26 protein-coding genes are annotated in these 24851 nt (G+C 69.8%); 9 read left to right on the forward strand and 17 right to left on the reverse strand.

Features of this window, described 5'->3' with window-relative positions:
• The first annotated feature begins 13 nt into the window (after positions 1-13).
• Positions 14-1252, forward strand: coding sequence for an imidazolonepropionase (hutI, locus tag GEMRO_RS0106225; RefSeq protein ID WP_027133315.1), 1239 nt, complete (start codon positions 14-16; stop codon positions 1250-1252).
• On the opposite strand, the gene GEMRO_RS0106230 is transcribed toward hutI, so the two are convergent.
• Positions 1223-1822 (reverse strand): glutathione peroxidase, encoded by a 600-nt coding sequence (locus GEMRO_RS0106230; RefSeq protein WP_027133316.1) that lies wholly within the window; start codon positions 1820-1822, stop codon positions 1223-1225. The genes hutI and GEMRO_RS0106230 overlap by 30 nt on opposite strands.
• A 26-nt stretch (positions 1823-1848) precedes the next feature.
• On the reverse strand, positions 1849-2019 hold the full coding sequence (locus GEMRO_RS34590; RefSeq protein WP_169728319.1) for a hypothetical protein: 171 nt from the start codon (positions 2017-2019) through the stop codon (positions 1849-1851).
• A gap of 79 nt (positions 2020-2098) precedes the next feature.
• Between GEMRO_RS34590 and GEMRO_RS0106240 the strand changes: the two genes are divergently transcribed.
• From GEMRO_RS0106240 to GEMRO_RS0106255, 4 genes are all read left to right on the forward strand, one after another.
• Entirely contained in the window at positions 2099-3202 is a 1104-nt protein-coding gene (locus GEMRO_RS0106240; RefSeq protein ID WP_027133317.1) for a glycosyltransferase family 4 protein, read from the forward strand.
• A gap of 125 nt (positions 3203-3327) precedes the next feature.
• Positions 3328-4803, forward strand: coding sequence for an undecaprenyl-phosphate galactose phosphotransferase WbaP (gene wbaP, locus GEMRO_RS0106245; protein ID WP_169728320.1), 1476 nt, complete (start codon positions 3328-3330; stop codon positions 4801-4803).
• An 87-nt stretch (positions 4804-4890) separates the two neighbouring features.
• Positions 4891-6123, forward strand: a complete 1233-nt coding sequence (locus GEMRO_RS0106250) for an endonuclease/exonuclease/phosphatase family protein (RefSeq protein ID WP_027133319.1) — start codon at positions 4891-4893, stop codon at positions 6121-6123.
• Positions 6124-6414: 291 nt separating this feature from the next.
• Positions 6415-7647, forward strand: coding sequence for an endonuclease/exonuclease/phosphatase family protein (locus GEMRO_RS0106255; RefSeq protein WP_035484828.1), 1233 nt, complete (start codon positions 6415-6417; stop codon positions 7645-7647).
• Positions 7648-7674: 27 nt separating this feature from the next.
• Here the strand turns inward: GEMRO_RS0106255 and GEMRO_RS0106260 are convergent, their stop codons facing one another.
• From GEMRO_RS0106260 to petA, 10 genes are all read right to left on the reverse strand, one after another.
• Entirely contained in the window at positions 7675-8064 is a 390-nt protein-coding gene (locus GEMRO_RS0106260) for an MAPEG family protein (protein ID WP_027133321.1), read from the reverse strand.
• 4 nt (positions 8065-8068) lie between these two features.
• Positions 8069-8710 carry an MT-A70 family methyltransferase gene (locus GEMRO_RS27955; protein WP_051328758.1) on the reverse strand — a complete coding sequence of 214 codons (642 nt, stop codon included), beginning with the start codon at positions 8708-8710 and terminating at the stop codon, positions 8069-8071.
• On the reverse strand, positions 8707-9849 hold the full coding sequence (locus tag GEMRO_RS0106270) for a Gfo/Idh/MocA family protein (RefSeq protein WP_027133322.1): 1143 nt from the start codon (positions 9847-9849) through the stop codon (positions 8707-8709). Before GEMRO_RS0106270 ends, GEMRO_RS27955 begins: the two co-directional genes overlap by 4 nt.
• Positions 9846-10799 (reverse strand): hydroxyacid dehydrogenase, encoded by a 954-nt coding sequence (locus GEMRO_RS0106275; RefSeq protein WP_027133323.1) that lies wholly within the window; start codon positions 10797-10799, stop codon positions 9846-9848. The genes GEMRO_RS0106270 and GEMRO_RS0106275 overlap by 4 nt, the downstream gene beginning before the upstream one ends.
• Complete coding sequence (locus GEMRO_RS0106280) at positions 10799-11590, reverse strand: HpcH/HpaI aldolase family protein (RefSeq protein WP_027133324.1); 792 nt, start codon at positions 11588-11590, stop codon at positions 10799-10801. Before GEMRO_RS0106280 ends, GEMRO_RS0106275 begins: the two co-directional genes overlap by 1 nt.
• A 2-nt stretch (positions 11591-11592) precedes the next feature.
• A complete protein-coding gene (gene iolG, locus GEMRO_RS0106285) occupies positions 11593-12594 on the reverse strand; it encodes an inositol 2-dehydrogenase (RefSeq protein WP_027133325.1) in 1002 nt (333 codons plus the stop codon).
• A gap of 53 nt (positions 12595-12647) precedes the next feature.
• Positions 12648-14069 (reverse strand): amidase, encoded by a 1422-nt coding sequence (locus tag GEMRO_RS0106290; protein ID WP_035484830.1) that lies wholly within the window; start codon positions 14067-14069, stop codon positions 12648-12650.
• Positions 14070-14173: 104 nt separating this feature from the next.
• The gene (locus GEMRO_RS0106295; protein WP_027133327.1) at positions 14174-14935 is read right to left on the reverse strand and encodes a cytochrome c1; all 762 of its coding nucleotides are present in this window, start codon (positions 14933-14935) and stop codon (positions 14174-14176) included.
• Between the two features lie 3 nt (positions 14936-14938).
• Entirely contained in the window at positions 14939-16234 is a 1296-nt protein-coding gene (locus GEMRO_RS0106300; RefSeq protein WP_027133328.1) for a cytochrome b, read from the reverse strand.
• A gap of 69 nt (positions 16235-16303) precedes the next feature.
• Positions 16304-16858 (reverse strand): ubiquinol-cytochrome c reductase iron-sulfur subunit, encoded by a 555-nt coding sequence (petA, locus tag GEMRO_RS0106305; RefSeq protein WP_027133329.1) that lies wholly within the window; start codon positions 16856-16858, stop codon positions 16304-16306.
• Between the two features lie 94 nt (positions 16859-16952).
• Here petA and GEMRO_RS27960 point away from each other — a divergent pair, with 94 nt between their 5' ends.
• From GEMRO_RS27960 to GEMRO_RS0106325, 4 genes are all read left to right on the forward strand, one after another.
• Entirely contained in the window at positions 16953-17531 is a 579-nt protein-coding gene (locus GEMRO_RS27960; RefSeq protein ID WP_240476612.1) for a tRNA (cytidine(34)-2'-O)-methyltransferase, read from the forward strand.
• Positions 17528-18364: an oxygen-dependent coproporphyrinogen oxidase gene (gene hemF / locus GEMRO_RS0106315; RefSeq protein WP_027133330.1), complete on the forward strand. Its 837-nt coding sequence runs from the start codon at positions 17528-17530 to the stop codon at positions 18362-18364. The genes GEMRO_RS27960 and hemF overlap by 4 nt, the downstream gene beginning before the upstream one ends.
• Before the next feature lie 37 nt (positions 18365-18401).
• Positions 18402-18941: an inorganic diphosphatase gene (gene ppa, locus GEMRO_RS0106320; RefSeq protein WP_027133331.1), complete on the forward strand. Its 540-nt coding sequence runs from the start codon at positions 18402-18404 to the stop codon at positions 18939-18941.
• Between the two features lie 136 nt (positions 18942-19077).
• Complete coding sequence (locus GEMRO_RS0106325; RefSeq protein ID WP_240476614.1) at positions 19078-19566, forward strand: CBS domain-containing protein; 489 nt, start codon at positions 19078-19080, stop codon at positions 19564-19566.
• 21 nt (positions 19567-19587) lie between these two features.
• Here the strand turns inward: GEMRO_RS0106325 and GEMRO_RS0106330 are convergent, their stop codons facing one another.
• The 5 genes from GEMRO_RS0106330 to GEMRO_RS0106350 form a co-directional block, all read right to left on the reverse strand.
• Positions 19588-21030 (reverse strand): ABC transporter substrate-binding protein, encoded by a 1443-nt coding sequence (locus tag GEMRO_RS0106330; protein ID WP_407645420.1) that lies wholly within the window; start codon positions 21028-21030, stop codon positions 19588-19590.
• Positions 21031-21131: 101 nt separating this feature from the next.
• Positions 21132-22091 carry an ABC transporter ATP-binding protein gene (locus GEMRO_RS0106335; RefSeq protein WP_027133334.1) on the reverse strand — a complete coding sequence of 320 codons (960 nt, stop codon included), beginning with the start codon at positions 22089-22091 and terminating at the stop codon, positions 21132-21134.
• Positions 22088-23071 (reverse strand): ABC transporter ATP-binding protein, encoded by a 984-nt coding sequence (locus GEMRO_RS0106340; protein ID WP_027133335.1) that lies wholly within the window; start codon positions 23069-23071, stop codon positions 22088-22090. Before GEMRO_RS0106340 ends, GEMRO_RS0106335 begins: the two co-directional genes overlap by 4 nt.
• Entirely contained in the window at positions 23068-23865 is a 798-nt protein-coding gene (locus GEMRO_RS0106345; RefSeq protein ID WP_407645421.1) for an ABC transporter permease, read from the reverse strand. Before GEMRO_RS0106345 ends, GEMRO_RS0106340 begins: the two co-directional genes overlap by 4 nt.
• Positions 23866-23906: 41 nt before the next feature.
• A complete protein-coding gene (locus tag GEMRO_RS0106350) occupies positions 23907-24845 on the reverse strand; it encodes an ABC transporter permease (protein WP_027133337.1) in 939 nt (312 codons plus the stop codon).
• Between the last annotated feature and the right edge of the window lie 6 nt (positions 24846-24851).

Below are 24851 nucleotides of genomic sequence, written 5' to 3' on the forward strand. Positions count from 1 at the left end.
CCAGGACCGGCAGATGATTCGCTTCGACCGGATATGGGTGAACGTCCAGCTCGCGACCATGGTAACGGGTGCAACAGACCGTGGCGAGATCCGGGACGGTGCGCTGGGCGTGTGCGACGGCAAGATCGCCTGGATCGGGCCGCGCGCCGAATTGCCCGAATCGGTCGCGGCGGAAACCCGGGACGGCGCTGGCGGCTGGCTGCTGCCGGGCCTGATCGACTGCCACACCCATCTGGTGTTCGGCGGCGACCGCTGCGGCGAGTTCGAGGAACGGCTGGAAGGCGTGCCCTATGCCGAGATCGCGAGGCGCGGCGGGGGGATCCGGCGCAGCGTCGAGGGCACCAGGGCGGCCTCGCCGGAGCAGCTCCACCGCAGCGCCGAGCAGCGCCTGCGGCGGCTGATCGGCGAGGGCGTGACCACGGTCGAGATCAAGTCCGGCTACGGGCTGGAGACCGAGACCGAGTTGCGGATGCTGCGCGCCGCCAGGAAGCTCGGCGCCGAGGGCTTTGTCTCGGTGGTCACCAGCTTCCTGGGCGCCCACGCGTTTCCGGCCGGCATGGACCGCGACGCCTATGTCGACCTGGTGTGCGGGCCGATGCTGGACGCGGTGGCGGCCGAAGGGCTGGCGGATGCGGTGGACGCGTTCTGCGAGACGATCGCCTTCAGCCCGGCGGAGACCGAGCGCGTGTTCCAGGCGGCCAGGGCAAAGGGCCTGCCGGTCAAGCTGCATGCCGACCAGATCTCCGACAGCGGCGCCGCCGCCCTGGCCGCCCGCCACGGCGCGCTTTCCTGCGACCATGTGGAGTACACCGGCGAGGATGGGGTGCGGGCGATGGCGGAGGCCGGCAGCGTCGCGGTGCTGCTGCCGGGTGCCTTCTACATGCTCCGGGAAAAGCAGAAGCCGCCGGTCGAGCTGTTCCGCCGCCATGGCGTGCCGATGGCGGTGGCGACCGACGCCAACCCGGGCAGCTCGCCGCTGCTGTCGCCGCTGCTCGCCATGAACATGGCCTGCGTCCTGTTCGGCCTGACCCCCTACGAGGCGCTGCTCGGCATGACCGCCCATGCCGCCCGTGCCCTCGGCCTAGCGGCCGACCGCGGCACGCTGGAGGTCGGCAAACGCGCCGACCTCAGCCTGTGGCGGATCGGCCGGCCAGCCGAGCTCTGCTACTGGATGGGGTATGGCGGCGGGCTGCTGGTCGAGCGGGTGATCGGCGGCAAGCCGTCAACCCCCGCCCGGGTCGGCCTGGTCTGAGGCCGCCAGCGCCCGGTCCAGCGCCGCCCGGATCTCCGGGTCGCCGGGCTCGGTGCGGCTGGGCCAGGCCGCGACCGGCCGGCCGTCGGCGCCGATCAGGATCTTGTGGAAGTTCCAGCGCGGCTCCGCCGCCGGGCCCAGCTCCTGCGCCAGCCAGCGGTAGAGCGGGTGGGCGTCGGCGCCCCGTACATGCTCCTTTTCGGTCAGCGGGAAATCCAGGGCGAAGTTGGTTTCGCAGAACTGCTTGATCTGGCCGCTCTCGTCATATTCCTGGTTGCCGAAATCGCCCGACGGCACACCCAGCACGACCAGCCCCCGGTCCCGGTAGTCCTCCCAGACCTGCTGCAGGCCGTCATACTGGTAGGTGAAGCCGCACATCGAGGCGGTGTTGACCAGCAGCACCGGGCGCCCCTCGAAACCGCGCATCGGCAGGTCGCCGCCCTCGATCCGGGTGAAGGCGAACTCCCAGGCCGTGGCCGGCGCTGCCGACAAGGAAGTTGCCATGAGGGGCGCTGCCGCCAGGAGGCTGCCTGCCACCAGGACCGTGCGCCGGCCGAACCTTTCCGCCATGACGACCTCCCGCGCCCTGCGGCGCCTCATCCGACCACGAACGCGGCAAGCGCCGCCAGGATGCCCAGGGCGATCAGGCCCAGCGCGATCTTGCTGGTCATCTCGCGGGTCGCCGGGGACATCCGGAACACCGAGGGCGCCAGCCAGACGAGGATCGCCAGCGAGGCGATCAGGGGAAAGATCTGCTCCAGCCTCATCCGACCATTCCGTTCTCGCACCATCCCGCTCTTGACCTTGCCTTCTCCATGTCGCTCCCAAGGGGGCGGGGGACAAGGGATGCGGATTCTGCAGATCGTGGCGGATGGCCGGCCAGGCGGCGGGACCAGCGTGGTGCTGGACCTGTGCCGGGGCCTGCGCGAGCGGCATGGCATCGAGAGCGTGCTGGCCAGCGCGCCGAACAGCTATGCCCTGGCGGCCGCCGCCGAGGCAGGCTTCCCGGCCGGGCCGCTCGATCTCTGGCATTCCCGGCTGGACCTGGGCGTGCCCGCCCGGATGCGCCGGCTGATCGCCGATGTCCGGCCCGACCTGGTCCACGCCCATGGCGGGCGCGCCGGCCTGGCGATGGCGCGGGCGGCCTGCTCGCCACCCTTCCTCTACACGGTCCATGGCTACCATTTCCCGGGCAAGGGCTGGCCCGGGCGGCTGGGCGGGGCGCTGGCCGAGCGGTTCATCGGCAGCCGGGCCGCCGCGGTGATCTGGCCCTCGGCCGCCGACCGCGCCCTGGCCAAGCGCTGGCGCCTGGATCCCGGCCGCGCCTGGGACGAGGTGATCCGCAACGGCATCGACACGGCCGCCGTGCCGCCGCGGGGACCGGTCGATCCCGACCTGATCGCCGTTCTCGGCCGGCTCAGCCCGGAGAAGAACCCGGGCCTGGCGGTGGAGATGCTGGCCATGCCGGAGATGGCCGGGCGCCGGCTGGTGCTGATCGGCGGCGGCCCGCTCGAGGGCGCGCTGCGCGCCCGCATCGCCAAACTGGGCCTGGCCGAGCGGGTGCGGATCACCGGGGTGCTGCCGCGCGACCAGGCCCTGGCCGAGGCGGCGCGGGCGGCGGTGCTGGTGCTGCCGTCCTTCTGGGAGGCGATCCCGGTGGCGGTGGCCGAGGCCATGGCGATCGGGGTGCCGGTGGTCGCCTCGGCGGTGCGCGGCGTGCCGGAACTGGTCGAGGACGAGGTGTCCGGACTCCTGTGCGCCGACCCGGCCGACCGTGCCGGGTTCGCGCGGCACGTCCGGCGCATCCTGGAGGACCCCCGCCTCGCCCAGCGCCTGGTGGCGGGCGGCCATGAGGCGGTCGAGCGGGTGTACCGGCTGGACCACACCGTCGACGCCCATGCCCGGCACTACCGGCAAATATGCAACCATGCCACGAGATTCGGGTTGTAGCTCATGTAACGGGTCAGAATGCTGGCGCTGGCGGCGCGCGCCCGTTAACAGATGGCCGACCCGATTTGGACTACTGCACCTGGTGGCCGTCGCCGCGGCCCGGTGCGGCCGGATGAATGAACGGCATGGCGTCTACGCTCGAACGGTTCGAAGTCGCGGCACGTTCGCGCCGGTCCGCCCGGGAAGCCCTGTTCTTCCCGCTCCTGGACGCCACCCTGTTCGCGCTCGCCTTCTGGTGCACGCGCTGGGCGGTCGCCTACTACACCGTCGAGGAGTCGCTGCCCGCCGTGTTGCTCGGCAACATGGGCGCCGACGAGCGGCCATGGGTGTACGCGGCGCTCACCGTGGCGGCGGTCGGCACCTTCTGGCGGCTCGGCCACTATGCCAGGCGGCGGCCGTTCTGGCTGGAGGTCGGCGACATCATGTCGGTCCTGGCCGTGATGGCGCTGGTGGATGCCGCCAGCCTGTTCCTGTCGCGCACCGACATGTCCCGCCACTGGTTCCTGGCCAACTGGGGCTTCCTAGTCATCTCGATCCCCCTGGTGCGGATGGCGGCCAAGCACGCGCTGATGGCGATCGGCGCCTGGCGACGGCCGACCGTGATCGTCGGGATCGGCCCGAACGCGGTGGACGCCGCAGCGGCGCTGCAGTCCGAGCCGATGCTGGGCTTCGAGCCGATCGCCTTTTTGGTGCCGCCCGGCTCGGACGCGCCGCGCTACCTCAAGGTCGAGGACGACGAGCTGCCGGTCCTCAACACCCTGCCCTGGCCGAGCCTGCTGCCGCCGGAGCTGGGCCAGCCGCACGTGGTGATCGCCCTGGAGCTGGGCGAGGCCGACCGCCACACCAGCCTGGTCGAGCGAATCGCCCTGGCGTCCCGCTCGGTGGACGTGGTCTCGCCGATCCGCGGCCTGCCGGTGGCGACCGCCAGCGTCACCCATTTCTTCAGCCACGACGTGCTGGCCCTGCGCCTGCACAACAACCTGGCCAGCGCCTGGAACCGCGGCGTCAAGCGCGCCTTCGACCTGGTGACCGCGTCGGTGCTGCTGGTGCTGCTCTCGCCCCTGTTCCTATGGATCGCGCTCAAGGTGCGCGACACCGGGCGAGGCGTGGTGTTCGGCCACCGCCGGATCGGCCGGCGCGGCGAGCCGTTCACCTGCTACAAGTTCCGCACCATGGTGCCGGACGCCGAGGAGCGGCTGCGCGAGCTTTTGGAGCGCGATCCCGACCGGCGGCGCGAATGGGAGGAGCGGCAGAAGCTGGAGAGCGACCCGCGCATCACCCCGATCGGCCGGTTCCTGCGTGAGACCAGCCTGGACGAGCTGCCGCAGCTCTGGAACGTGCTGCGCGGCGACATGAGCCTGGTGGGGCCCCGGCCGGTCGTGTCGGAGGAGCTGGCCCGCTACGGCGACAACCTTCCCTACTACTTCGAATCGACCCCGGGCCTGACCGGGCTCTGGCAGATCAGCGGCCGCAACGATGTCGACTACCGGCGCCGGGTCCATCTGGACTGCTGGTACGTGAAGAACTGGTCGCTCTGGTACGACCTGGTGATCCTGCTCAAGACCATCCCGCTGGTGGTGATGCGCCGGGGCGCCTACTGAGCCGGATCGTTCCGCCCGCTTGATCGGGGGCGGGTGAAGGCACCATCTGCACCATCTGGCGGACCCCCCGCCCGGATGGAGGCAGGAATGATCAGGTCCATGCTGCTCGCCGCCCTGCTGGCGCTGGGCTCGGTGCCGCTCCTGGGCGCAACGCCGGCCAGGGCGGCGGACGACCCGCTCGCCCTGCAGCGGCGCTCGCCCGGCCAGGTCACCGTGATGACCCAGAACCAGTATATCGGGGCCGACCTGGCGCCGCTGCTGAACGCTTCCTCGCCGGTCGCGCTGAACGACGCGGTGCTGGAGATGCTGCGGCAGGCGGCCGCCAACCGGTTCGTGGACCGGGTCCAGCGGCAGGCCCGGCAGATCGTGCTGCGCCAGCCGGACCTGGTCGGGCTGCAGGAGGTCTTCTACCTGGGTTGCCGCGACCTGCCGCCGCGCCGGGGCGCCTGCGCCGATCCCTCGATCGCCCCGGCCTTCCTGGACCAGCTGGCCGCGACGATGACCGCCCTGCAGGCGGCCGGCGGCGACTACGAGGTGGCGGCCCGGGTGGTGAACTTCGACCTGCGCGAGATCCTCGCGGAGATCCCCGGGCTCGGCCAGCTGGGCGGCGTGCCCTTCACCATCGACGGCCGGCTCGGGCTGCTGACCGCCTACGACCAGGACGTGATCCTCAAGCGGCGCTTCGTGGCGACCCAGCCGGTGCGGTTTCCCGGCTGCCGCCGCTCGGCCCAGGGCTGCAACTACCGCGCGCAGGCCGGCATCCGCCTGCCGATCACCGGGCAGAACACCGGCCTTGGCGTCAAGCGCGGCTTCGTCGCCGTCGACGCTGCCCTGCTGGGCCGCACCTACCGCTTCGTCAACACCCATCTGGAGGTCCGCCCGGCGCTGCGCGGCAACGCCTCCGGGGCCGTGATCCAGGCCGCCCAGGCCCGCGAGCTGCTGGCGGCCCTGGGCAACGCGCCGATGGCGGCGAGCCGGGCGCTGATCGTGGTGGGCGACTTCAATTCCAGCCCGGCCGACACGGCGCCGGCGCCGGTTGTCACGCCCTATGCCCAGTTCGTGGCGGCCGGGTTCGTGGATGCCTGGCAGCGGGCCTTTCCCACCGGCCAGGGCTTCACCTGCTGCCAGGCCGCCGACCTGCGCAACGAGCGCTCGCTGCTCTACGAGCGCATCGACCCGATCTTCGCACGGCCACCGGTCCTGGTGCAGGCGGTCCGCCTCGACGGCCGGCGCGACGTGGCCAAGACCGGGTCCGCCGACGACGCGGATCGTCTCTGGCCCTCCGACCATGCCGGGGTGACGGCGCAGCTGAAGTACTGACAGGGCAGCGCGGCTCCTTCGGGAGGGGCAGATCGCCCGTCCTGCCGCCATCACCTCTCCCCGACCGCGCGGGCTCATGATAGAAATGCAGCTGTGATGCCGGGCTGCAGGCGGCCTGCCGCCATGCGACGACCTCAATGCTGTCCTGAATCATCGGCTGGAGTGATCAAGATCATAGTCCCCAGGAACGTCCCATGTGATCAATCGTGAACTCGCGTGCATCTCGTCCCGTGTCAGAAGCGTAAAGAAATATTGGCAAGACTCTCGACTGTGATTTCCATGGTTTTACCGATGGGCAACACGAATCCATGGCAGGCTGCCCGGCAAGTGGCGCAGGCCCCGGTCATGGTCCTCCTGCGGCCCCTGGCTGTGCTGCTGCTGGCGCTGCTGCTCGCCCTGCCGGCCGAGGCCGCTGCTGAGCGGCGGGTCGACCTGCGCCGCTTCCCGGGCGAGATCGACGTGATGACCCAGAACCAGTATCTGGGCGCCGACCTGACCCCGATTCTGGAAGCGCCGACCGCCCAGGCGCTGGACGAGGCGGTGCTGCAGGTCCTGGACCAGGCGGCGGACAACAGCTTCCCGCGCCGCGCCGAGCGCCAGGCGGCCGAGATCGTGCGCCAGCGACCGGACCTGGTCGCCCTGCAGGAGGTCGCCCGCTTCAACTGCCGCGATCTTCCGCCGGAGCCGGGCGCCTGCGCCGACCCCGCGATCGCCCGCGCCTTCGTCGACCAGCTGGAGGAGACCCTTTCGGCCCTGCGCGCACGGGGCGCCGACTACCGGGTCGCGGCGGCGGTGACGAGCTTCGACCTGGAGACGGTCGAGGCGAAGCTGCCGGACGTGGGAGCCGTGCGCGGGGTGCCGTTCACCCTTGGCGGCCGGCGCGGGCTGCTGACCATCCAGAACCGCGACGTGATCCTCCAGCGCGCCGACATCGAGGCGAAGCCGGTCCTGTTTGAAGGCTGCCAACGTGCCGGCGATGGCTGCACCTACCAGGCGGCCCGCACCGTGCCCCTGCCGGGCATCGGCAACGGCGCCGAACTGGAACTGCGGCGCGGCTTCGTCGGCATCGACGCCCAGGTCCGCGGCCACCGGTTCCGCCTGGTGACCACCCAGATGGAGGATGCCGGACTGGCTGGCGACATCCAGGCCGCCCAGGCCGACGAACTGCTGGCGGCGCTGGGGCCGCAGAGCCCGAACGGGGCACCGTTGATCCTGGCCGGCGATTTCGGCACGGCCGCCAGCGACGTTTCAGAAGCGATCACCGCCGCCGGCTTCGCCGATGCCTGGACAGTCCAACGGGGCCGGGCGGGCGGCGCCACCTGCTGCCAGCGGCCGGACCTGCGCAATGCCGCACCGGCCCTGTCGAAACGGCCGGACCTGATCCTGACGCGCGGCGCGGTGCGGCCGGGCGGGATCCGCCTGATCGGCGCGGAGCCGGCGGGAAGGACCTGGCCGGTCGAGGGCCAGCGGCTCTGGCCGTCCGACCATGCCGGGCTGGTGGTGCGGCTGCGCGCGGAGCCCTGAGCGCCGGCACCCGTGCCGGCACCGGCCTCAGAAGAACAGCTGGACCAGGATCACCAGGGTCGCCGCCACGCCGGCGAAGTACGCGACGCTCCGCGCCAGGGTGATGCCGGCGACGTAGCAGGCGGCATGCACCAGCCGGGCTGCCAGGAACACGCCGGCCGCGATCGCCGTGACCGTGTTGGAGACCCCGGCCGCATGGGCCGCCAGCACCACGATCGCATACGGCACCAGGTTCTCGATCAGGTTCTGGTGGGCGCGCAGGCCCCGGCCGGCCACCCCGTCGGGGGGCGGCAGGTTCTCGCGGTTGCCCAGCAGCGCCTTGCCGCCGACCTGGCGGGCGCGGGCCGGGCCATAGACGAACGGCAGCGCCAGGCACAAGAGGGCCAGGAGCGGCAGGGTGAGCAGTTCGAAAGTCATCGGATCAACCTTCCACCGGCCCCTCGTCCATCGGCGCCGCCGGGGCGGGGGGCTCCCGGGAAGGACGTCGCCGCGTCTCGACCCGGCCCTGGTCGAACAGGCCGGCCTGGTTGCCCCAGATGTCCCAGCCGGGCCGGCTGTCGCGGCCGAACATCTCCAGGTAGGGACCGTCGCAGAGCTGCTCGATGCGGTCGCGCACTTCCTCGGGCTTGCGGGAATGCTCCCGCCTGGGCGCCACCACCAGGCGCTTGACCGCGCCGGAGCGGCGCTTCGGCTTGCCCCGGGTCGCCAGCAGGCAGAGTTCCGGGTTGGCGCGGGTCCAAAACCCCATGCCGGTGAAGAAGCCGCTGCCCATCCGGTTCTGCTTGGTCCAGTGGAAGCCCACGGTCTTGTAGGTGAAGCCCCAGGCGCGGATCACCTCCAGGCCGCGCGGCAAAAGCGGGTCGGTGATCCACATCAGCAGCACCGCGTCCTTCGCCGCCCAGTCCGCCACCGGCAGGGCGGCGATGCCGTCGATGGTCAAGGTGTCGTAATGCGCCTCGGCGCTGCGCGCCTTGCCGCGCTCGGACCAGGTGCCGAAGGTCCAGGGCGGGTCAGCATAGATGGTGCGGTATCCCCCCGCCTGGGGCGGCGGGGGCGGGATCATCGGCCGGCCGCCTTGGCGACATCGTCGACCGATACCCAGTTGCCGTTCCTGCCGGACATCAGCATGGCGTCAACCACCGCCTGGATCTCGGCGGCCTCGCGGAAGTCCGGCATCCGCTTCAGGCCGTTGCCGGTCAGGCCGCGCACGATCTCGGCGGTCTCGATCGTCTTGATGTCGTTGAAGCCCAGCTGGTGCGCCGGGGCCGGGATAAAGCCGGCATAGTCCTTGTGCGCCGGGCCGGCCGGGATCTCGACCCAGCCGTCCAGCGTGGCCGGACGCCCGCTCACATAGAGCTTCAGCTCGTTCATCCGCTCCATGTTCAAACAGATCGAGCCCTTGGACCCGGTCAGCTCGAACGCCAGGTACATCTTGCGGCCGGTGGCGACCCAGGAGGCCTCGATGGTGCCCTTGGCGCCGCTGGCGAAGCGGACCAGCGCCCGGGCCTGATCGTCGACCTCGACCGCGCGGCGGCGGCCGTCCCTGGTCGGCCGCTCGCGCACGATCGTGTCGATGTCGGCCGACAGGCGCTCGATCGGGCCCACCACATAGCGGGCAAGGCTGATGATGTGGCTGCCCAGATCGGCCACCGCCCCTGCCCCGCCCTTGGGGTCGAGCCGCCAGGTCCAGGGGCTCTCCGGGTCGGTCATGTAGTCCTCGGCGTGGATGCCGCGGAAATTCCAGACCTCGCCGATCTCGCCGCTGGTCACGATGTCCCGGGCCAGCTCGGTCATCGGGTTGCGCAGATAGTTGAAGCCGACAAAGGTCGGCACCCCCGCCGCCTCGGCCTCGCGGGCCAGGGCGAAGGCGGTGGCCGCGTCGGGGGCCAGAGGCTTCTCGCAGTAGACCGGCTTGCGCGCCGCGATCGCCGCCCGGCACATCGGCGCGTGCAGGATGTTGGGCGTGGTGATGTCGACCAGGTCGACGTCGGGATCCTCCACCAGCATCGGCCAGTCGCCGGTCGAGCGGGAGAAGCCGAAGCCAAGTGCTGCCTTGCGCGCGGTGACCTCGTCGATGTCGGCCAGCAGTTCCAGATGCGGGGTCGTCCTCAGCGAGAAGGTCGCCGCGGTCGCCCGCCAGGCCAAGGCATGGCTGCGGCCCATGAAGCCGCTGCCGATCAGGCCGATGTTCAGCCGCTTCATGCCAGCACCTCGCGGTTGACGACCACGCCCGGGTCGAGCCGGCCGTCGATGCCCGCCAGCACGTTCTCGGCCGATTCGATCGCCATGCGCACCATCGCCTCCCCGGTCACGCCCGCGACATGCGGGGTCACCAGGAGATTGTCGACGCGCAGGAGCGGATGGTCGGCCGGCGGTGGCTCCTGGTCCAGCACGTCCAGGCCGGCGCCGCGGATCTGCCCGGCCCGGAGGGCATCGGCCAGCGCCGCCTCGTCGATGATCCCGCCGCGCGCGGTGTTGACCAGGATCGCGCTGGGCTTCATCCGGGCCAGCATCGCGGCGTCGAACAGGTTCACGGTGGCGGCGGTGCGCGGCAGGTGCAGGCTGACCACGTCGGCCTCCGGCAGGGCCGCCTCCAGCTCCGCCACCTGGCGGCAGCCGTCCGGTGCCGGCGCGAACGGATCGAACACGTCGACGCTCATGCCGAACGCCCGGGCGCGCGCCGCCAGCTCCCGGCCGATCCGGCCGCAGCCGACCAGCAGCAGGCGGCGGCCCTGCAGCTCGACCGCGTGGCTGCCCAGCCGCCAGTTCCAGTTGTCGGACCGCACCGCCTGCTCATGCTCGCGGCCGCGCTTGGCCAGCTCCAGCATCATCCAGAAGGCGTGCTCGGCGACCGAGACCGCGTTGGCGGTGGCGGCGATCGCCACCGGGATCTTCCGCTCGGTCAGGCAGCCGACATCGACGTTGTCGTAGCCGACCCCGTGGCGGGACACGACCTTGAGATCCGGCGCCGCATCCAGCAGGTCGCGCGGCAGCTTCATGGTGCGGACCAGGATGCCGTTGGTCTGCGGCAGGCGCGCGCGCAGCTCCTCCGGATCGCCCTCCGGGATCATCTCGAAGCTGACGTCCGCGCGCGCCTTCAGCACCGCCAGCCCTTCGTCGACGACGCGGCCGACCACCAGGACATGGGGCATCAGTAGGTCCCGGAGGAGTTGCCGGGCGCCGGGCGGTCCTTCATGGCGGCCGCGACGTTGGCGGCCTCCAGCGCCATGAAGCGGGCGTCGGAGCCCACCGTCACCAGATCGAATCCGGCGGCGATCATCTTCTTGGCATAGGCGGCGGTGCCGTTGTGGATGCCGGCTTTCAGGCCATGCGCCTTCACCCGGGCGATGATGTGCCGGATCGCGTCGACCACCGCCGGCTCCTCGGGATCGAAGCGCGGCGGGTAGCCCAGGGACGCGGCGAGGTCGGAGGGCCCGACATAGACGGCGTCCAGGCCCGGAACGCCCAGGATGTCGTCCAGGTTGTCCAGCGCCTCGCGGGTCTCGATCATCGCGAACGCCACGACCTGGTCGTTGGCCTCGGCAGGATAGGTGGGACCGTGGGCATAGAGCGCCCGGATCGGGCCGAAGCTGCGGGTGCCGCGCGGCGGGTAGCGCATCACCGAGACGAAGGCCTCCGCCTGGGCGCGGGTGTTCACCATCGGGCAGATCACGCCCATCACCCCGGCATCCAGGAGGCGCTGGACAATGCCCGGCTCGTTCCACGGCACCCGGCACAGCGGCGTGGTGGCGGTGGTGCCGATCGCCTGGAACATGGTGACGGCGGTCTGGTAGTCGGCGACGCCGTGCTGCAGGTCCACGGTCAGGGTATCGAAGCCCTGATGCGCCATGACCTCGGCGGAAAAGGAGGACGGCACCGCCAGCCAGCCGTTCAGCGCCGCCTTGTTCTCCGCCCAGAGCTGCCTGAGGCCGTTCGGCTTCATCACTATTCCCACTTCAGGTCGATGGTCGTGCCGGTCTTCAATGCCTGCAGCGCCGCGTCGGCGAGGATCAGGGCGCGGCGGCCGTCCTCGAAGCCGACCGGCACCGGCGTGCCCTTCTCGATCGCGTCGATGAAGGCATCGAGCTCGGCCGTGTAGGCCTCGGCATAGCGCTCGATGAAGAAGTCCAGGAGGGAATCGCGGGTGTCGGTGCCGTCCGCCGCGTAGCGCCGCACCGTGGTGGCGCGACGGTTGTCGACCTGCAGCATGCCGCGCTCGCCGAACGCCTCCAGGCGCTGGTCATAGCCGTACACGGCCCGGCGCGAGCAGTTGATGTGGACCAGGGCGCCCGAGGCGGCCTTCATGGTCACCATCGCGCTGTCGACGTCGCCCAGCCGGCCGATCTCCGGTTCCACCAGGACCGAGGCCATCGCGGACACCGCCACCGGGTCCTCGCCCAGCATGAAGCGGGCGAGGTCGAAGTCATGGATCATCATGTCGCGGAACAGGCCGCCCGAGACCTTGATGTAGGCTGCCGGCGGCGGGCCCGGGTCGCGCGAGGTGATCACCAGGAGCTCGAGCTTGCCGATCTCGCCCTGGGCGAGGCCGGCCTGGACCGCCTTGAAGGACGGGTCGAAGCGGCGGTTGAAGCCCAGCTGCAGGATCGGCTTGTGCGGGGCGATCTCGTCCCGGCAGGCATCGACCCTTGCGATGTCCAGGTCGATCGGCTTTTCGCACAGGATCGCCTTGCCGGCCTTGGCGGAGCGGGTGATCAGGTCGACATGGGTGTCGGTGGACGAGGCGATCAGCACCGCGTCGACCTCGCCGCTCTCCAGGAGCTGGTCGACCTCGGTGGCGGCCACGCAACCGTGCCGGCCGGCCACCGCCTCGGCCGCCGCCGGCACCACGTCATAGACCATGCGCAGCTCGGCGCGGGGATGCGCCGCGATGGTGTCGGCATGCATCCGCCCGATGCGCCCGCAGCCGAACAAGCCGAACCGGACCATGCTGCCTCCCCAAGCTTTCGTCAGGTCATCCCCTGGACGTTTAGCAGTGCTTGTCAGGAAGCGGGAGCCTTAGGATCGAGCGGGATCCGCCCGGCCAGCCCGAACAGGTCCTCGATCGCCGCCGCCCGCTGCAGCAATCCCGCCTCGCCACGCGGCCGGCCGACCAGCTGCAGGCCGACCGGCAGGCCGTCGCGGGTGAAGCCGCAGGGGATCGACAGCGCCGGGCAGGCGGTCAACGTGACCGCATAGGCGATGGTCACCCAGTCGATATAGGAGGGGAAGCGGTGGCCGTTCAGCTCCTCCAGGTAGCGGATGCCATGGGCGAACGGCGCCACCACCGAGGTCGGGGTGAGCAGGAGCTCGTGGTCGGCCAGGAAGGTGGCGGCCCGGCGCTGCAGCTCGCCCCGGGCGCGCAGGCCGGTGGCGATGCTGCCGGCATCCAGCGCCAGCCCCTTCTCGATGTTCCAGACCACCTCCGGCTTCAGCTTCTCGCGATGCTCGGCCAGGAGCGGCCCGGCATTGGTGGCGTACTGGGCCGCACGCAGGGTGGCGAAGGTCTCGATGGCCTCGCTGAAGTCCGGGGCGGCCTCGGCGACCTCGATGCCGGCCTGGCGCAGCTGCTCGACCGCGGCCCGGCACAGCTGCTCGACCTCCGGGTCGACGGGAGTGATCCCGCCCAGATCGGCGGAGAAGGCGACCTTCGCCGGCAGATGCGGCGCCGCGACCGCCTGGCGGTGCAGGCCGGCTTCCATCGGGTAGGAGATCGGGTCGCGCGGGTCGTGGCCGGCCATCACGTCCAGGAACAGGGCCAGGTCGCGCACGTTGCGCGCCATCGGCCCGTCCACCGACAGGGTCTGGAACGGGTCGAGCTGCGGGCCGGCGGGCACCCGGCCGGGCGAGGGACGCAGACCGACCACGCCGCAGAACGAGGCCGGGGTGCGCAGGGAGCCGCCGAGATCGGAGCCGGTGGCGAGCCAGGCCTCGCCGGTGGCCAGCGCCACCGCGGAGCCGCCGGAGCTGCCGCCGCAGGTGCGGCCGGTGTTCCAGGGGTTGGAGGTGACGCCGTGGACCTCGTTGAAGGTGACCGCGCCGGCGCCGAATTCCGGGGTGTTGGTCTTGCCGAGCACGATGCCGCCGGCCGCCTCGATCCGCTCGACCGTGTAGTCGGAGCGCGCAGGCACATGGTCGTGGAAGATGCGCGAGCCGTAGGTGGTGCGCACGCCCTCGACGTCCACCAGGTCCTTGATCAGGACCGGCAGGCCGGCCAGCGGGCCGCGCTCGGCGGCCGGCAGGCGTTCCAGGCGCCCGGCATGGGCCAGGGCGCGCTCCTGGCACAAGGTCGGCACCGCGTTGACCGCGGGTTCGACGGCCGCGATCCGCTCCAGCGATGCCTGGACCGCCTCGGTCGGCCGCAGCTGCCCCTCCTTCAGGGCCGCCACCGTCTCCGTCGCCGTCCGCCGCCACCAATCCTGCATGATGCTCGGTCCTCCCTGCGCCCCGGGGTGCCGCAGGGAACCGGAAAAAGCAACGGGGCCGCTGACGCGGCCCCGCAGGTTCGAACGCTTCCGGAAGGGACGGCTCAGTGCACGTCCGACCAGACCTTGCGCTTGTAGAGGTAGAGCAGCACCGAGAGGATGAACAGGAACAGCATGACCTTGATGCCGGTCTGCTTGCGCTCCTCCATCTTCGGCTCGGCCAGCCAGGTCAGGAACTGGGTGACGTCGGCGGACATCTGGTCGATCGTGGCCGAGGTGCCGTCGTCGTAGCTCACCTGGTCCGGGGTGAGCGGAGGCGGCATGCCGATCCGGTGCCCGGGGAAGTACAGGTTGTAGTACTGGCCGGGCGCGACGTCCTCGCCCGCCGGCGGGTCCTCATAGCCGGTCAGCAGCGAGAAGAGGTAGTTGTCGCCCTCGGCGCGCGCCTTGGTCATCAGGGACAGGTCGGGCGGATAGGCGCCGCCATTGGCGGCCCGGGCCGCGGCCGGATTGGGGAACGGCGCCGGCATGACATCGGACGGCCTGCCCGGCCGCTCGAACATCTCGCCGCTGTCGTCCGGACCGTCCAGCACGGTGTAGGACGCCGCGATCGCCTTGACCTCGTCCTCGTTGAAGCCGAGGTCGCCCAGCGAGCGGAAGGTCAGGTACTTGGCGGCGTGACAGCCGTGGCAGACCTCCTGGTAGACCTTGAAGCCGCGCTGCAGGGCAGCCCGGTCGAAGGTCCCGAGGAAGCCGGCATGCGGCCAGTCCACCGATTTCGGTTCCACGACCCCCTCGGCGGCCTGGGCGGCGCCGGTCCAGAGCAGGCCGGCGACCAGGAGGGTGGAGAGCTTGAACAGACGCATCGATTACTCCGCCGGCTGCGCGGATGCGCCGTGGGACAGGACCGGGCGGCCGAGGCTGTCCGGCAAGGGACGCGGGCGCTCGAGCCTGCCGAGCAGCGGCATGATCACGAGGAAGTGGACGAAGTAGTAGAGCGTCGCGAGCTGGCCGATCAGGACGACCGTCTCGGTCGGCACCTCGCCGCCGACCCAGGTGAGCACCACCGCGTCGATCACCAGCAGCCAGAACACCCACCGGTAGATCGGGCGATAGTTGGCGCTGCGCACGCGGCTGGTGTCCAGCCAGGGCAGCACCAGGAGCACCGCGATCGAGCCGAACATCGCGAGGACGCCCATCAGCTTCTCGGTGATGCCGAGGTAGCTGAAGACGATCAGCGGGGTGAAGATGCTGTCGTACACGGTGGAGCGCAGGATCGCGTAGAACGGCAGGAAATACCATTCCGGCACGATGTGCGCGGGCGTCACGAGCGGGTCGGCCTGGATGTAGTTGTCGGGGTGGCCAAGGATGTTCGGGCCGAAGAACACGAAGTAGGAGAAGAACAGCAGGAACACCGCCAGCCCGAACAGGTCCTTGACCGTGTAGTACGGGTGGAACGGGATCTTGTCCTTCTTGGTCAGGTCGATGCCGACCGGGTTGTTCGAGCCGTGGGTGTGCAGGGCGATCAGGTGCAGGAACACCACGCCCACGATCACGAACGGCAGGAGGTAGTGCAGGGAGAAGAACCGGTTCAGGGTCGGGTTGTCGACCGCGAAGCCGCCCCACAGCCAGGTGACGATCGGGTCGCCGACCAGCGGGAAGGCCGAGAACAGCGAGGTGATGACCTGCGCGCCCCAGAAGCTCATCTGCCCCCAGGGGAGCACGTAGCCCATGAAGGCGGTCGCCATCATCAGGAGCAGGATGACCACGCCCAGCATCCACAGAAGCTCGCGCGGCGCCTTGTAGGAGCCGTAGTAGAGCCCGCGGAAGATGTGGATGTAGACCACAATGAAGAACATCGACGCGCCGTTGGCGTGGGCGTAGCGCAGCAGCCAACCATAGTTCACGTCGCGCATGATCCGCTCGATGCTATCGAACGCCATCTCGGTGTGCGGCGTGTACTGCATCACCAGGACGATGCCGGTGATGATCTGCAGCACCAGCATGATCCCGGCGAGGGCGCCGAAATTCCAGAAATAGTTCAGGTTGCGCGGAGCCGGATAGGCCACGAGATGCTGATAGCCGAAGCCCAGGATCGGCAGGCGATCCTCGATCCAGCGCGCCGTCTTGTTCTTGAAAACAACCTGTTCGGAGCCCGTGGCCATGTCAGTCCTTCCGCCCCAAGCTGGACGCCGTTCCCGGAGTGCCGTTCATCTCATTACGTCGCATTGGGCTCATCCGATCCGTGCCACGGTGTCGGAGATGAACTCATACTCCGGCACCGGCAGGTTCAGCGGCGCGGGGCCCTTCCGGATCCGGCCGGACGTGTCGTAGTGCGAGCCGTGGCAGGGGCAGAACCAGCCGCCGAACTCGCCCCGGTCGTCCGTCACCTTGTTGCCCAGCGGCACGCAGCCCAGATGGGTGCAGTTGCCGCCGGTGATCAGGTAGGCGTCCTTGCCTTCCTTGACCCGCTCCTCGTCGGTCTGCGGATCCTTCAGCGCCGACAGGGGCACGGCGCGCGCCTCCTCGATCTCGGCGGGCGTGCGGTGGCGCACAAAGGTCGGGCGGCCCCGCCACATCACCGTGATGCCCGCTCCTTCCGGAACCTGGGACACGTCCACCTCGGTGGTCGACAACGCCAGGACGTCGGCCGAAGGGTTCATGCTGCTGATGAGCGGCCACACCATCGTACCAGCGCCGATGGCGACCGCCGACCACGTGACCACGTCGAGCACGTCGCGCCGGGTGGCGCCGCCGCTCTCGTCGTGTCGAACCGTCGTATCGGCCATGTGAATGCGCCTCTCCGTGGGGCATGTCAGGAAAGCGGGCGGAAGATACGGAGCGACCGCCGCTCCGACAAGCGACGATCGGTCGCACAAGTCCATGATGCCGCTCGCAAATTTCGGGAAACAGGAATTGCTCCAGGAAAGCGGCGCCATGGTCTTGGACGACAGGCCTGTCGAAATCGCCATGTTCCGGCCGGATCAGGCGGGCAATGTCGGGGCTGCGGCCCGGCTGGCGGCCTGTCTTGGCATCGGCCTGCACATCATCGAACCGTGCGGGTTTCCGCTCGACGATCGTCGGATGCGCCGCGCCGGCATGGATTACCTCGATCACGCGGCAATATGCCGTCATCATGACTGGCCGGCATTCCGGGCGAGCTTGCAGATCCCTGTGGCCGGATTGCCGCGGCGGTTGGTCCTGTTGAGCACCCGGGCCGAATGTCGCTACGACCGCTTCGCGTTCCGGCGGGGCGACGTGCTGCTGCTCGGCAGCGAAAGCGCCGGCGTTCCGCCGGAAATCTACGCGCAGGCCGACGCGCGGGTGCGAATTCCGATCCGTTCGCAGGCTCGTTCCTTGAACCTGGTCGTGGCCGCAGCCATGGTCGCCGCGCACGCGGCGGCCGCAACCGGCCTCTACGACGAGATCGAGCGGAATCGGCAACGGGACCTGGCGACGTGAGAGAAGACGACGAGCGGTGCAACCGGGCGCGCGCCTGGTTCGAGGCGCTGCGCGACCGCATCTGCGCGGCGTTCGAAGCGATCGAGGACGAGTACGACCCGCAGGCGCCGCCTGCCCGCTTCCAGCGCAAGGCCTGGGAACGCACCGGCGGCGGCGGCGGGGTGATGTCCCTGATGTATGGCCGGGTGTTCGAGAAGGTCGGCGTCAACGTCTCGACGGTCCATGGCAGCTTCGCGCCCGAGTTCGCCAAGGCGATCCCGGGTGCTGCCGAGAACCCGCAGTTCTGGGCCTCCGGCATCTCCCTGGTCGCGCACATGACCAACCCGCACGTGCCGCCGGCGCACATGAACACCCGGCACATCGTGACGACCAAGCGCTGGTTCGGCGGCGGCGCCGACCTGAACTCGATCATCCCGGTCGCCGAGGACACCGCGGCCTTCCACGGGGCGCTGCAAGATGCGTGCGACCCGTTCGATCCGCAGCGCTATGACCGCTACAAGGCCTGGGCGGACGAGTATTTCTTCATCCCGCACCGGGGCGAGCCGCGCGGCGAGGGCGGCATCTTCTACGACTACCTGGAAGAGGATTTCGAGCGCGACTTCGCCTTCACCAAGTCGGTGGGCGAGGCCTTCCTCGACGTCTACCCGCGGATCGTGCGCCGGCGGATGCACACGCCCTGGACCGAGGAAGACCGGCGGATCCAGCAGATCAAGCGCGGCCGATACGTCGAGTTCAATCTCGTCTACGATCGCGGCACCCAGTTCGGGCTGAAGACCGGGGGCAATCCCGAGGCGGTGCTGATGTCGCTGCCCCCCTCCGCCGCCTGGCCCTGATCCGTTTCACCTCAAGCCTAAGAACCGAGACAGTCCGATGGATATCGAGCGCATTCCCCCCGGCAAGAACCCGCCGCACGAGATCAACGTCCTGATCGAGGTGCCGCTGCGCTCCGACCCGATCAAGTACGAGTACGACAAGGAAACCGGCGCGATCTTCGTCGACCGCTACCTGTACACGACGATGTTCTACCCGTGCAATTACGGCTTCGTGCCCAACACGCTGTCCGACGACGGCGATCCCCTCGACGTCATGGTGGTCGGCCGGATGCCGGTCATGCCCGGCGCCATCCTGCCGGCCCGCCCGATCGGCGTGCTGAAGATGGAAGACGAGGCCGGGATGGACGAGAAGATCCTGGCGGTCCCGAACAACAAGATCACCCCGATCAACAGCAAGGTGCACAACTACCTGGACATTCCGGAGATCGACCTTCTCCGGATCCAGCACTTCTTCGAGCACTACAAGGATCTCGAGCCCAACAAGTGGGTGAAGGTGATCGGATGGGGTGACGTCGACGAAGCCAAGCAGTTCATCCAGGACTCGATTGAGCGAGCTGGCAAGTTAAAGAAGGCATGAACAAAGTTTTGCCTCGCGTTCACCAACTCTGAACTGCAGTCGATCCGGGCCTTGACCGCGAGGTCCGAATCGATGACATTGGTTCTGCTCAAGACAAGTTGCACCGGCCCCCGCGGTTCGGCGAAGGCCCCGGCTGGTGACGACGGCTCCCTTCGCCCGGGAGAACCAGGTGCAGCGACGGATCGTCCCCGATGTCGTCACCGGTGAGCAGAGCCTCACCTTCCTGCATCGCGCCGCCAGCGTCCGCGATGCCGCCCTTGCCATGCACGAGCGCCAGATCGGCGCGATCATGGTCGCCGAGGAAGGCCGGCTGATCGGCATCTTCACCGAGCGCGACCTCACCCGGTGCATCGCCACCAACCTGGACCTGGCGGCCACGCCGCTTGGCCTGGTCATGACCCGCGACCCGCAGACCATCGATCCCAAGGAAACGCCGATGCAGGCCCTGCAGCGCATGCAGGACGGCCATTTCCGCCACCTGCCGGTGGTGGAAGGCGGACAGGTGCTGGGGATGGTGTCGGTGCGCGACCTGTTCGCCGCGGTGCGCCGCGAGCTGGAGGAAGACCTGCGCTCCTGCGAGGCCTTCGTCCAGGGCGAGAGCTACGGGATCGCCGCTTCCGCATGACGGAAGCGGCGTCCGGCCGGCTCAGTTCTTGACGGTGTCTTCCAGGAAGAACCGGCCGAGCGGGTTCTGGTAGAAGCCCTCGATGTTGCTGCGCGAAACATTGACATACGGGCTGTAGTACAGGTCGATCCAGTGGGCATCGTCCTTGGCGATGACCTGGATCTCCTCGTAGAGCGCCTCGCGCTTGGCCGGGTCCATCTCGGTCCGGGCCTGCTCGACCAGTTCCTTGACCTGCTCGTTCTGGTAGCGGGTCATGTAGTTCATGTTGGTGTCGTGCCCCAGGACGAAGGTCGTCTTCTGGTCCGGGTCGATGACGTCGTTGGTCCAGTAGTTCTTCGAGATGTCGTACTCGCCGGCCACCAGCATGTCCCAGCTGGTGCTGGGGTCGACCTTGCGGATGTTGGCGGTGATCCCGGCCTGGGCGAGCTGCTGCTGGACCAGGACCGCGACCTGCTCGTCCACCGCCGAGCCGGCCTCGACCACATAGTCCAGGGTCAGGTCGGACGCGCCGGCCTCGGCCAGGAGCTGCTTGGCCTTCTCGGGATCATAGGGGCGCAGCAGGTTGTCCTCGTTGTAGTACAGCGCGCCCCTGGGCACGTACGAGTTCGCGACCTCGCCCACGCCGAACGTCACCGTGTCCACGATCGCCTGCTTGTCGATCGCGAAGTCCAGCGCCTGGCGGACCTCCTTGGTGCCGAGCGGGCCGTGCTCGTGGTTGATCAGGAGATGGTCCTCGCGGGTCGACTTGTCCTTGTGAACGGTCAGGTCCGGGTTCTTCTCCAGCTCGGCCACGTTGGAGAACGGCACGAAAATCGCCGCATCCAGTTCGCCGGCCTGCACCTTGAGCATCCGGGTATTGTCGTCGGGCACCGAGACCCACTCGACGCCGTCCAGCTTGACCCGGTCGGCTTCCCAGAACTCCGGGTTGCGCTCGAGCACGACCTTGTCGCCGCGGATCCAGTCCTTGACCTTGAAGGCGCCGGAGGCGACCGGCATCACGCCGAAGCCCTCCTCGTCGGCCTCGATCGCGGCCTTGGACAGCACCGAGACGCCCGGCATGGCGAGCGACGCCAGGAACGGGGCGGACGGCGTCTTCAGCTTCACCACCAGGGTCTTGTCGTCGGTCGCCTCGGCGGTATCGACCACCGTGTAGCTGTCGCTCCACAGCGATTCCTCGCTGTCGCGGATGCGCAGGATCGAGAAGGCGGCGTCCTCGGCGGTGATCGGGCTGCCGTCGGAGAACTTCGCGTCGCGCATCTTGAAGGTGTAGGTCAGCCCGTCCTCCGACATTTCCCAGCTCTCGGCCAGGCCCGGCACCAGCTCGGTGCCGGTCTTGTCGACCCGGACCAGCACGTCGTGGACGTTCATGAACACCCAGAAGTCGACGTTCTGGGCGGTCTTGATCGGGTCGAACGTGGTGCCGTCCTCGCGCCGCCCGATGGTGAGCACGCCGCCCTCGGCCATGGCCACGGCGGAGCCCAGCGTGGTGGTCGCGAGCAGGACGGCGAGGCCGAGAGCGTGGAGACTGCGTCGATGCATGGATTTACTCCTTATGGACGACCGGTTCAGGCGGCTTCCCTGGCCGGACTGTGCAACAGGCAGGCGACGGCGCGCTGCCCCAGCGGAAAAAGTTCGGGATGGCGGCCGCCCGTGCAGGCGGCGAACGCCTTGGGGCAGCGCGGATGCAAGGCGCAGCCGGAGGGGAGGCGCAAGGGGCTGGGCGGGTCGCCCTCCAGGCTCGGCACCGGCAGGGGCCGGTCCGGGTCGATCTCCGGGATCGCCCGGATCAACGCCTCGCTGTAGGGGTGCAGCGGCTGACCGAACACCTGCTCAACCGGGCCCTCCTCGACGATCCGGCCCAGATACATCACCGCCACCCGGTCGCACAGGCGGCGGACCAGGGCCAGGTCGTGGGCAATGAAGATCAGCGCCAGACCCATCTTCTGCTTCAGCTCGATCAGCAGGTTGATGATCTGCGCCTGGATCGACACGTCCAGCGCCGCCACGCATTCGTCGGCGATCACCAGCCTCGGCTCGATCGCCAGGGCCCGGGCGATGCCGACCCGCTGGCACTGCCCGCCGGACAGGGTGCCGGGCTTGCGGTCGGCGAATTCCGGGCGCAGGCCGACCAGGGTCAGCAGTTCCTCGACCCGCGGCCGGACCGCGGCCCCGGACGCCTTGCCATGGACGCGCAGCACCTCGGCCAGGATGTCGCCGACCCGGGCGCGCGGGTTGAGCGAGTTCAGCGGGTCCTGGAAGATCATCGCGGTCTGCCGGCGCAGCGCCGCCCAGCCGGCCCGGTCGACGACCTCCCGGCCGTCGAAGCGGATCTGGCCGCCGGTCGGCGGGATCAGGCCCATCATGGTCCGGCCGAGCGTGCTCTTGCCGCAGCCGCTCTCGCCGACCAGGCCCAGGGTCTCGCCCGGGCGCACCGCGAGCGACACCTGGTTGACCGCCTGCACGGTGCCGGCGCCGGTGCGGAAATGGACGACGAGGTCGCTGGCCTCGATCAGGGACGCGGTCACGACACTTCCTCCAGGACGGGAGCGTGGACCGGGAACAGGCAGGCCGCCTCGCCGCCGTCCGCCTGCCGCTCCAGCGCGGGCTGGCGCTCCCGGCAGACCGCGTGCATCCGCTCGCAGCGCGGGTGGAAGCGGCATCCGGGCGGCATGGCGCCGGCCAGCGGCGGCTGGCCGGGAATGCTGGGCAGGAGACCGACCCCGCCGCCGCTGGCCGGCTGGCAGCGGATCAGCGCCCGCGTGTAGGGATGATGCGGGCTGGCCAGGACCTGGCGCTTGTCGCCCTTCTCGGCGATCCGCCCGGCATACATCACCGCGATCCGGTCGCAGGTCTGCGCCACCACGCCCAGGTCGTGGGTGACCAGCAGGATCGAGACGCCGCGCTGGTCGCGCAGGTTGAGCAGGAGGCGCAGGATCTGCGCCTGCACGGTGACGTCCAGGGCGGTGGTCGGCTCGTCGGCGATCACCAGCTTCGGGTCGCAGGCGAGGGCGGTCGCGATCATGGCGCGCTGGCGCATCCCGCCGGACAGCTCATGCGGGTAGCTGTCGATCCGGGCGGCGGGGTCGGGGATGCCGACCTGGCGGAGCAGCTCGATCCCGCGGGCGCGCGCCTCCTTGCGCGAGAGGCCCAGATGGTGGCGCACCGCCAGGCCGATCTGGTCGCCGATCCGCATCACCGGGTCCAGGTGGCTGGACGGGTTCTGGAAGATCATCCCGACCTGCCGGCCGCGCACCTTGCCCAGCGCCAGCGGATCGAGCCCGGCGATGTCGCGACCTTCCAGGCGCACGGAGCCCGCGGTGACGGAGAGCGAGCCCGCCGGCAGCAGGCCGATCAGCGAGCGGCAGGTCACGGTCTTGCCGGAGCCGCTCTCGCCGACCAGGCCCAGCACCTCGCCGGGCTCGATGGCGAAGGTGACGTCCTCGACCACGCTGCCGCGGGCCGAGGCGATGGTCAGGCCCTGGACGTCCAGGAGGGGGGCGGTCATTCGCGCACTCCCAGAAGCTCGCCCAGGCCATCGGCCAGGAGCGAGAAGCCGAACGCCAGGATCACGATGGCGAACCCCGGAAAAGCGGTGATCCACCAGGCGGTGGTGATGAAGCCCTGCCCTTCGGCGATCATGATGCCCCATTCGGCGGTGGGCGGCTGCACGCCCAGGCCCAGATAGGAGATCGCCGAGCCGGACAGGATCACCAGGACCACGTCCGACATGGCGAACACGATCGAGCCGGTGATGGCGTTGGGCAGGATGTGGCGGAACAGGATGCGGGCATGGCCGAAATCCAGGCTCTTCGCGGCCAGCACGAAGTCGGCGTGCTTGAGCACCAGGACCTGGGCGCGGATCAGCCGGGCGTAGGAGACCCAGCCGACCAGGGCCATGGCGATGTAGAAGCTGGCCAGGCCCGGGCCCAGGATCGCGATGATCGCGATCATCAGCACCAGGAACGGGAAGGCCAGCACCACGTCGATCACCCGCATGAACACCGTGTCGACGATCCCGCCGGCATAGCCGGCGACAGCCCCGATGCTGGTGCCGATCATGAACGGGAACACCACGCCGATCAGCCCGATCTGCAGGTCGACCCTGGCCCCCCAGATCACCCGGGACAGGATGTCCCGCCCGAAATTGTCGGTGCCGAGCCAATGCGCGGCCGAGGGCGGCTGCAGGGTGGCGGACAGGTCCTGGGCGATCGGGTCGTAGGGAGCGATCCACGGCGCGCCCAGCGCCAGCACCACCCAGCAGCCGATCACCAGGGCACCCAGGACCAGCGGGGCCGGCAGCCTGGGCAGGCTCCTCGCCGGCCGGGCGACAGCGACCGCGCTCACAGCCGCACCCGCGGGTCGATGGCCACGGTCAGGATATCGGCCAGGAAGTTGATCAGCACGGTCGCCACCGCGAACGCCATCGCCACCGCCTGCACCACCATGTAGTCGCGGGAGAAGATGCCGCGCACCAGGAGCTGGCCCATGCCCGGCAGGGAGAACACGCTCTCCACCACCACCGAGCCGCCGATCAGCCAGCCGATGTTCACCGCCAGCAGGTTGATGGTCGGCACCAGCGAGTTCGGCAGGACATGGCGGCGGAAGATCACGTTCTCGGGCAGGCCGCGCGCGCGGGCGGCGGTGGCCTGGTCCGAGCCCATCTCCGCGATCATCGCCGCGCGCAGGTTGCGGGTCAGCACCGCCGAGAGCGCCAGCGCCACGGTCAGGCAGGGCAGCACCATGTGGTGCAGCCGGTCGAGCAGGCCGTCGCCGAAGCCCGCCACCGGGAACAGGCCGAGCTTCACGCTGAACAGGATGATCAGCATGATGCCGAGCCAGAAGGCGGGCAGGCCCAGGCCGGCGGTGGAGATGATCCGGATCGCGTGGTCGGCGGTCCGGCCGCGATTCTTGGCGGCGATGGAGGCCAGCGGCATCGCGATCAGCAGCGCCAGCACGACGCTGCCCAGCACCAGCAGGAGGGTCGGCAGGATCCGGTTCGCCATCAGGTCGAGCACGCCGATCTTGTAGACGATCGAGCGGCCCATCTCGCCGTGGAACAGGTTGTTCAGGAAATAGAGATACTGGGTCCAGAGCGGCTCATCGAGCCCATACTGCTCGCGGATCCGGGCCAAAGCGGTGGGCGTGGCGCGGGTACCGAGCAGGAGGCGCGCCGGATCGCCCGGGATCATCCGGATCAGGACGAAGGTGATGACGCTGATCCCGAACAGCACCGGCAGGAGCTGCAGGGGGCGCCAGAGCACGAAGCGAAAGCGATGCATCGGGGC

This window comes from Geminicoccus roseus DSM 18922, assembly GCF_000427665.1.
GTDB classification, from domain to species: Bacteria; Pseudomonadota; Alphaproteobacteria; order Geminicoccales; family Geminicoccaceae; genus Geminicoccus; species Geminicoccus roseus.

Excerpts from the sequence above, each read along its gene's own strand:
- hutI (WP_027133315.1), top strand. The coding sequence starts at position 14 with ATGATTCGCTTCGACCGGATATGGGTGAACGTCCAGCTCGCGACCATG.
- GEMRO_RS0106230 (WP_027133316.1), bottom strand. The coding sequence starts at position 1,822 with ATGGCGGAAAGGTTCGGCCGGCGCACGGTCCTGGTGGCAGGCAGCCTC.
- GEMRO_RS34590 (WP_169728319.1), bottom strand. The coding sequence starts at position 2,019 with ATGAGGCTGGAGCAGATCTTTCCCCTGATCGCCTCGCTGGCGATCCTC.
- GEMRO_RS0106240 (WP_027133317.1), top strand. The coding sequence starts at position 2,099 with ATGCGGATTCTGCAGATCGTGGCGGATGGCCGGCCAGGCGGCGGGACC.
- wbaP (WP_169728320.1), top strand. The coding sequence starts at position 3,328 with ATGGCGTCTACGCTCGAACGGTTCGAAGTCGCGGCACGTTCGCGCCGG.
- GEMRO_RS0106250 (WP_027133319.1), top strand. The coding sequence starts at position 4,891 with ATGATCAGGTCCATGCTGCTCGCCGCCCTGCTGGCGCTGGGCTCGGTG.
- GEMRO_RS0106255 (WP_035484828.1), top strand. The coding sequence starts at position 6,415 with ATGGGCAACACGAATCCATGGCAGGCTGCCCGGCAAGTGGCGCAGGCC.
- GEMRO_RS0106260 (WP_027133321.1), bottom strand. The coding sequence starts at position 8,064 with ATGACTTTCGAACTGCTCACCCTGCCGCTCCTGGCCCTCTTGTGCCTG.
- GEMRO_RS27955 (WP_051328758.1), bottom strand. The coding sequence starts at position 8,710 with ATGATCCCGCCCCCGCCGCCCCAGGCGGGGGGATACCGCACCATCTAT.
- GEMRO_RS0106270 (WP_027133322.1), bottom strand. The coding sequence starts at position 9,849 with ATGAAGCGGCTGAACATCGGCCTGATCGGCAGCGGCTTCATGGGCCGC.
- GEMRO_RS0106275 (WP_027133323.1), bottom strand. The coding sequence starts at position 10,799 with ATGCCCCATGTCCTGGTGGTCGGCCGCGTCGTCGACGAAGGGCTGGCG.
- GEMRO_RS0106280 (WP_027133324.1), bottom strand. The coding sequence starts at position 11,590 with ATGAAGCCGAACGGCCTCAGGCAGCTCTGGGCGGAGAACAAGGCGGCG.
- iolG (WP_027133325.1), bottom strand. The coding sequence starts at position 12,594 with ATGGTCCGGTTCGGCTTGTTCGGCTGCGGGCGCATCGGGCGGATGCAT.
- GEMRO_RS0106290 (WP_035484830.1), bottom strand. The coding sequence starts at position 14,069 with ATGCAGGATTGGTGGCGGCGGACGGCGACGGAGACGGTGGCGGCCCTG.
- GEMRO_RS0106295 (WP_027133327.1), bottom strand. The coding sequence starts at position 14,935 with ATGCGTCTGTTCAAGCTCTCCACCCTCCTGGTCGCCGGCCTGCTCTGG.
- GEMRO_RS0106300 (WP_027133328.1), bottom strand. The coding sequence starts at position 16,234 with ATGGCCACGGGCTCCGAACAGGTTGTTTTCAAGAACAAGACGGCGCGC.
- petA (WP_027133329.1), bottom strand. The coding sequence starts at position 16,858 with ATGGCCGATACGACGGTTCGACACGACGAGAGCGGCGGCGCCACCCGG.
- GEMRO_RS27960 (WP_240476612.1), top strand. The coding sequence starts at position 16,953 with ATGATGCCGCTCGCAAATTTCGGGAAACAGGAATTGCTCCAGGAAAGC.
- ppa (WP_027133331.1), top strand. The coding sequence starts at position 18,402 with ATGGATATCGAGCGCATTCCCCCCGGCAAGAACCCGCCGCACGAGATC.
- GEMRO_RS0106330 (WP_407645420.1), bottom strand. The coding sequence starts at position 21,030 with ATGGCCGAGGGCGGCGTGCTCACCATCGGGCGGCGCGAGGACGGCACC.
- GEMRO_RS0106340 (WP_027133335.1), bottom strand. The coding sequence starts at position 23,071 with ATGACCGCCCCCCTCCTGGACGTCCAGGGCCTGACCATCGCCTCGGCC.
- GEMRO_RS0106350 (WP_027133337.1), bottom strand. The coding sequence starts at position 24,845 with ATGCATCGCTTTCGCTTCGTGCTCTGGCGCCCCCTGCAGCTCCTGCCG.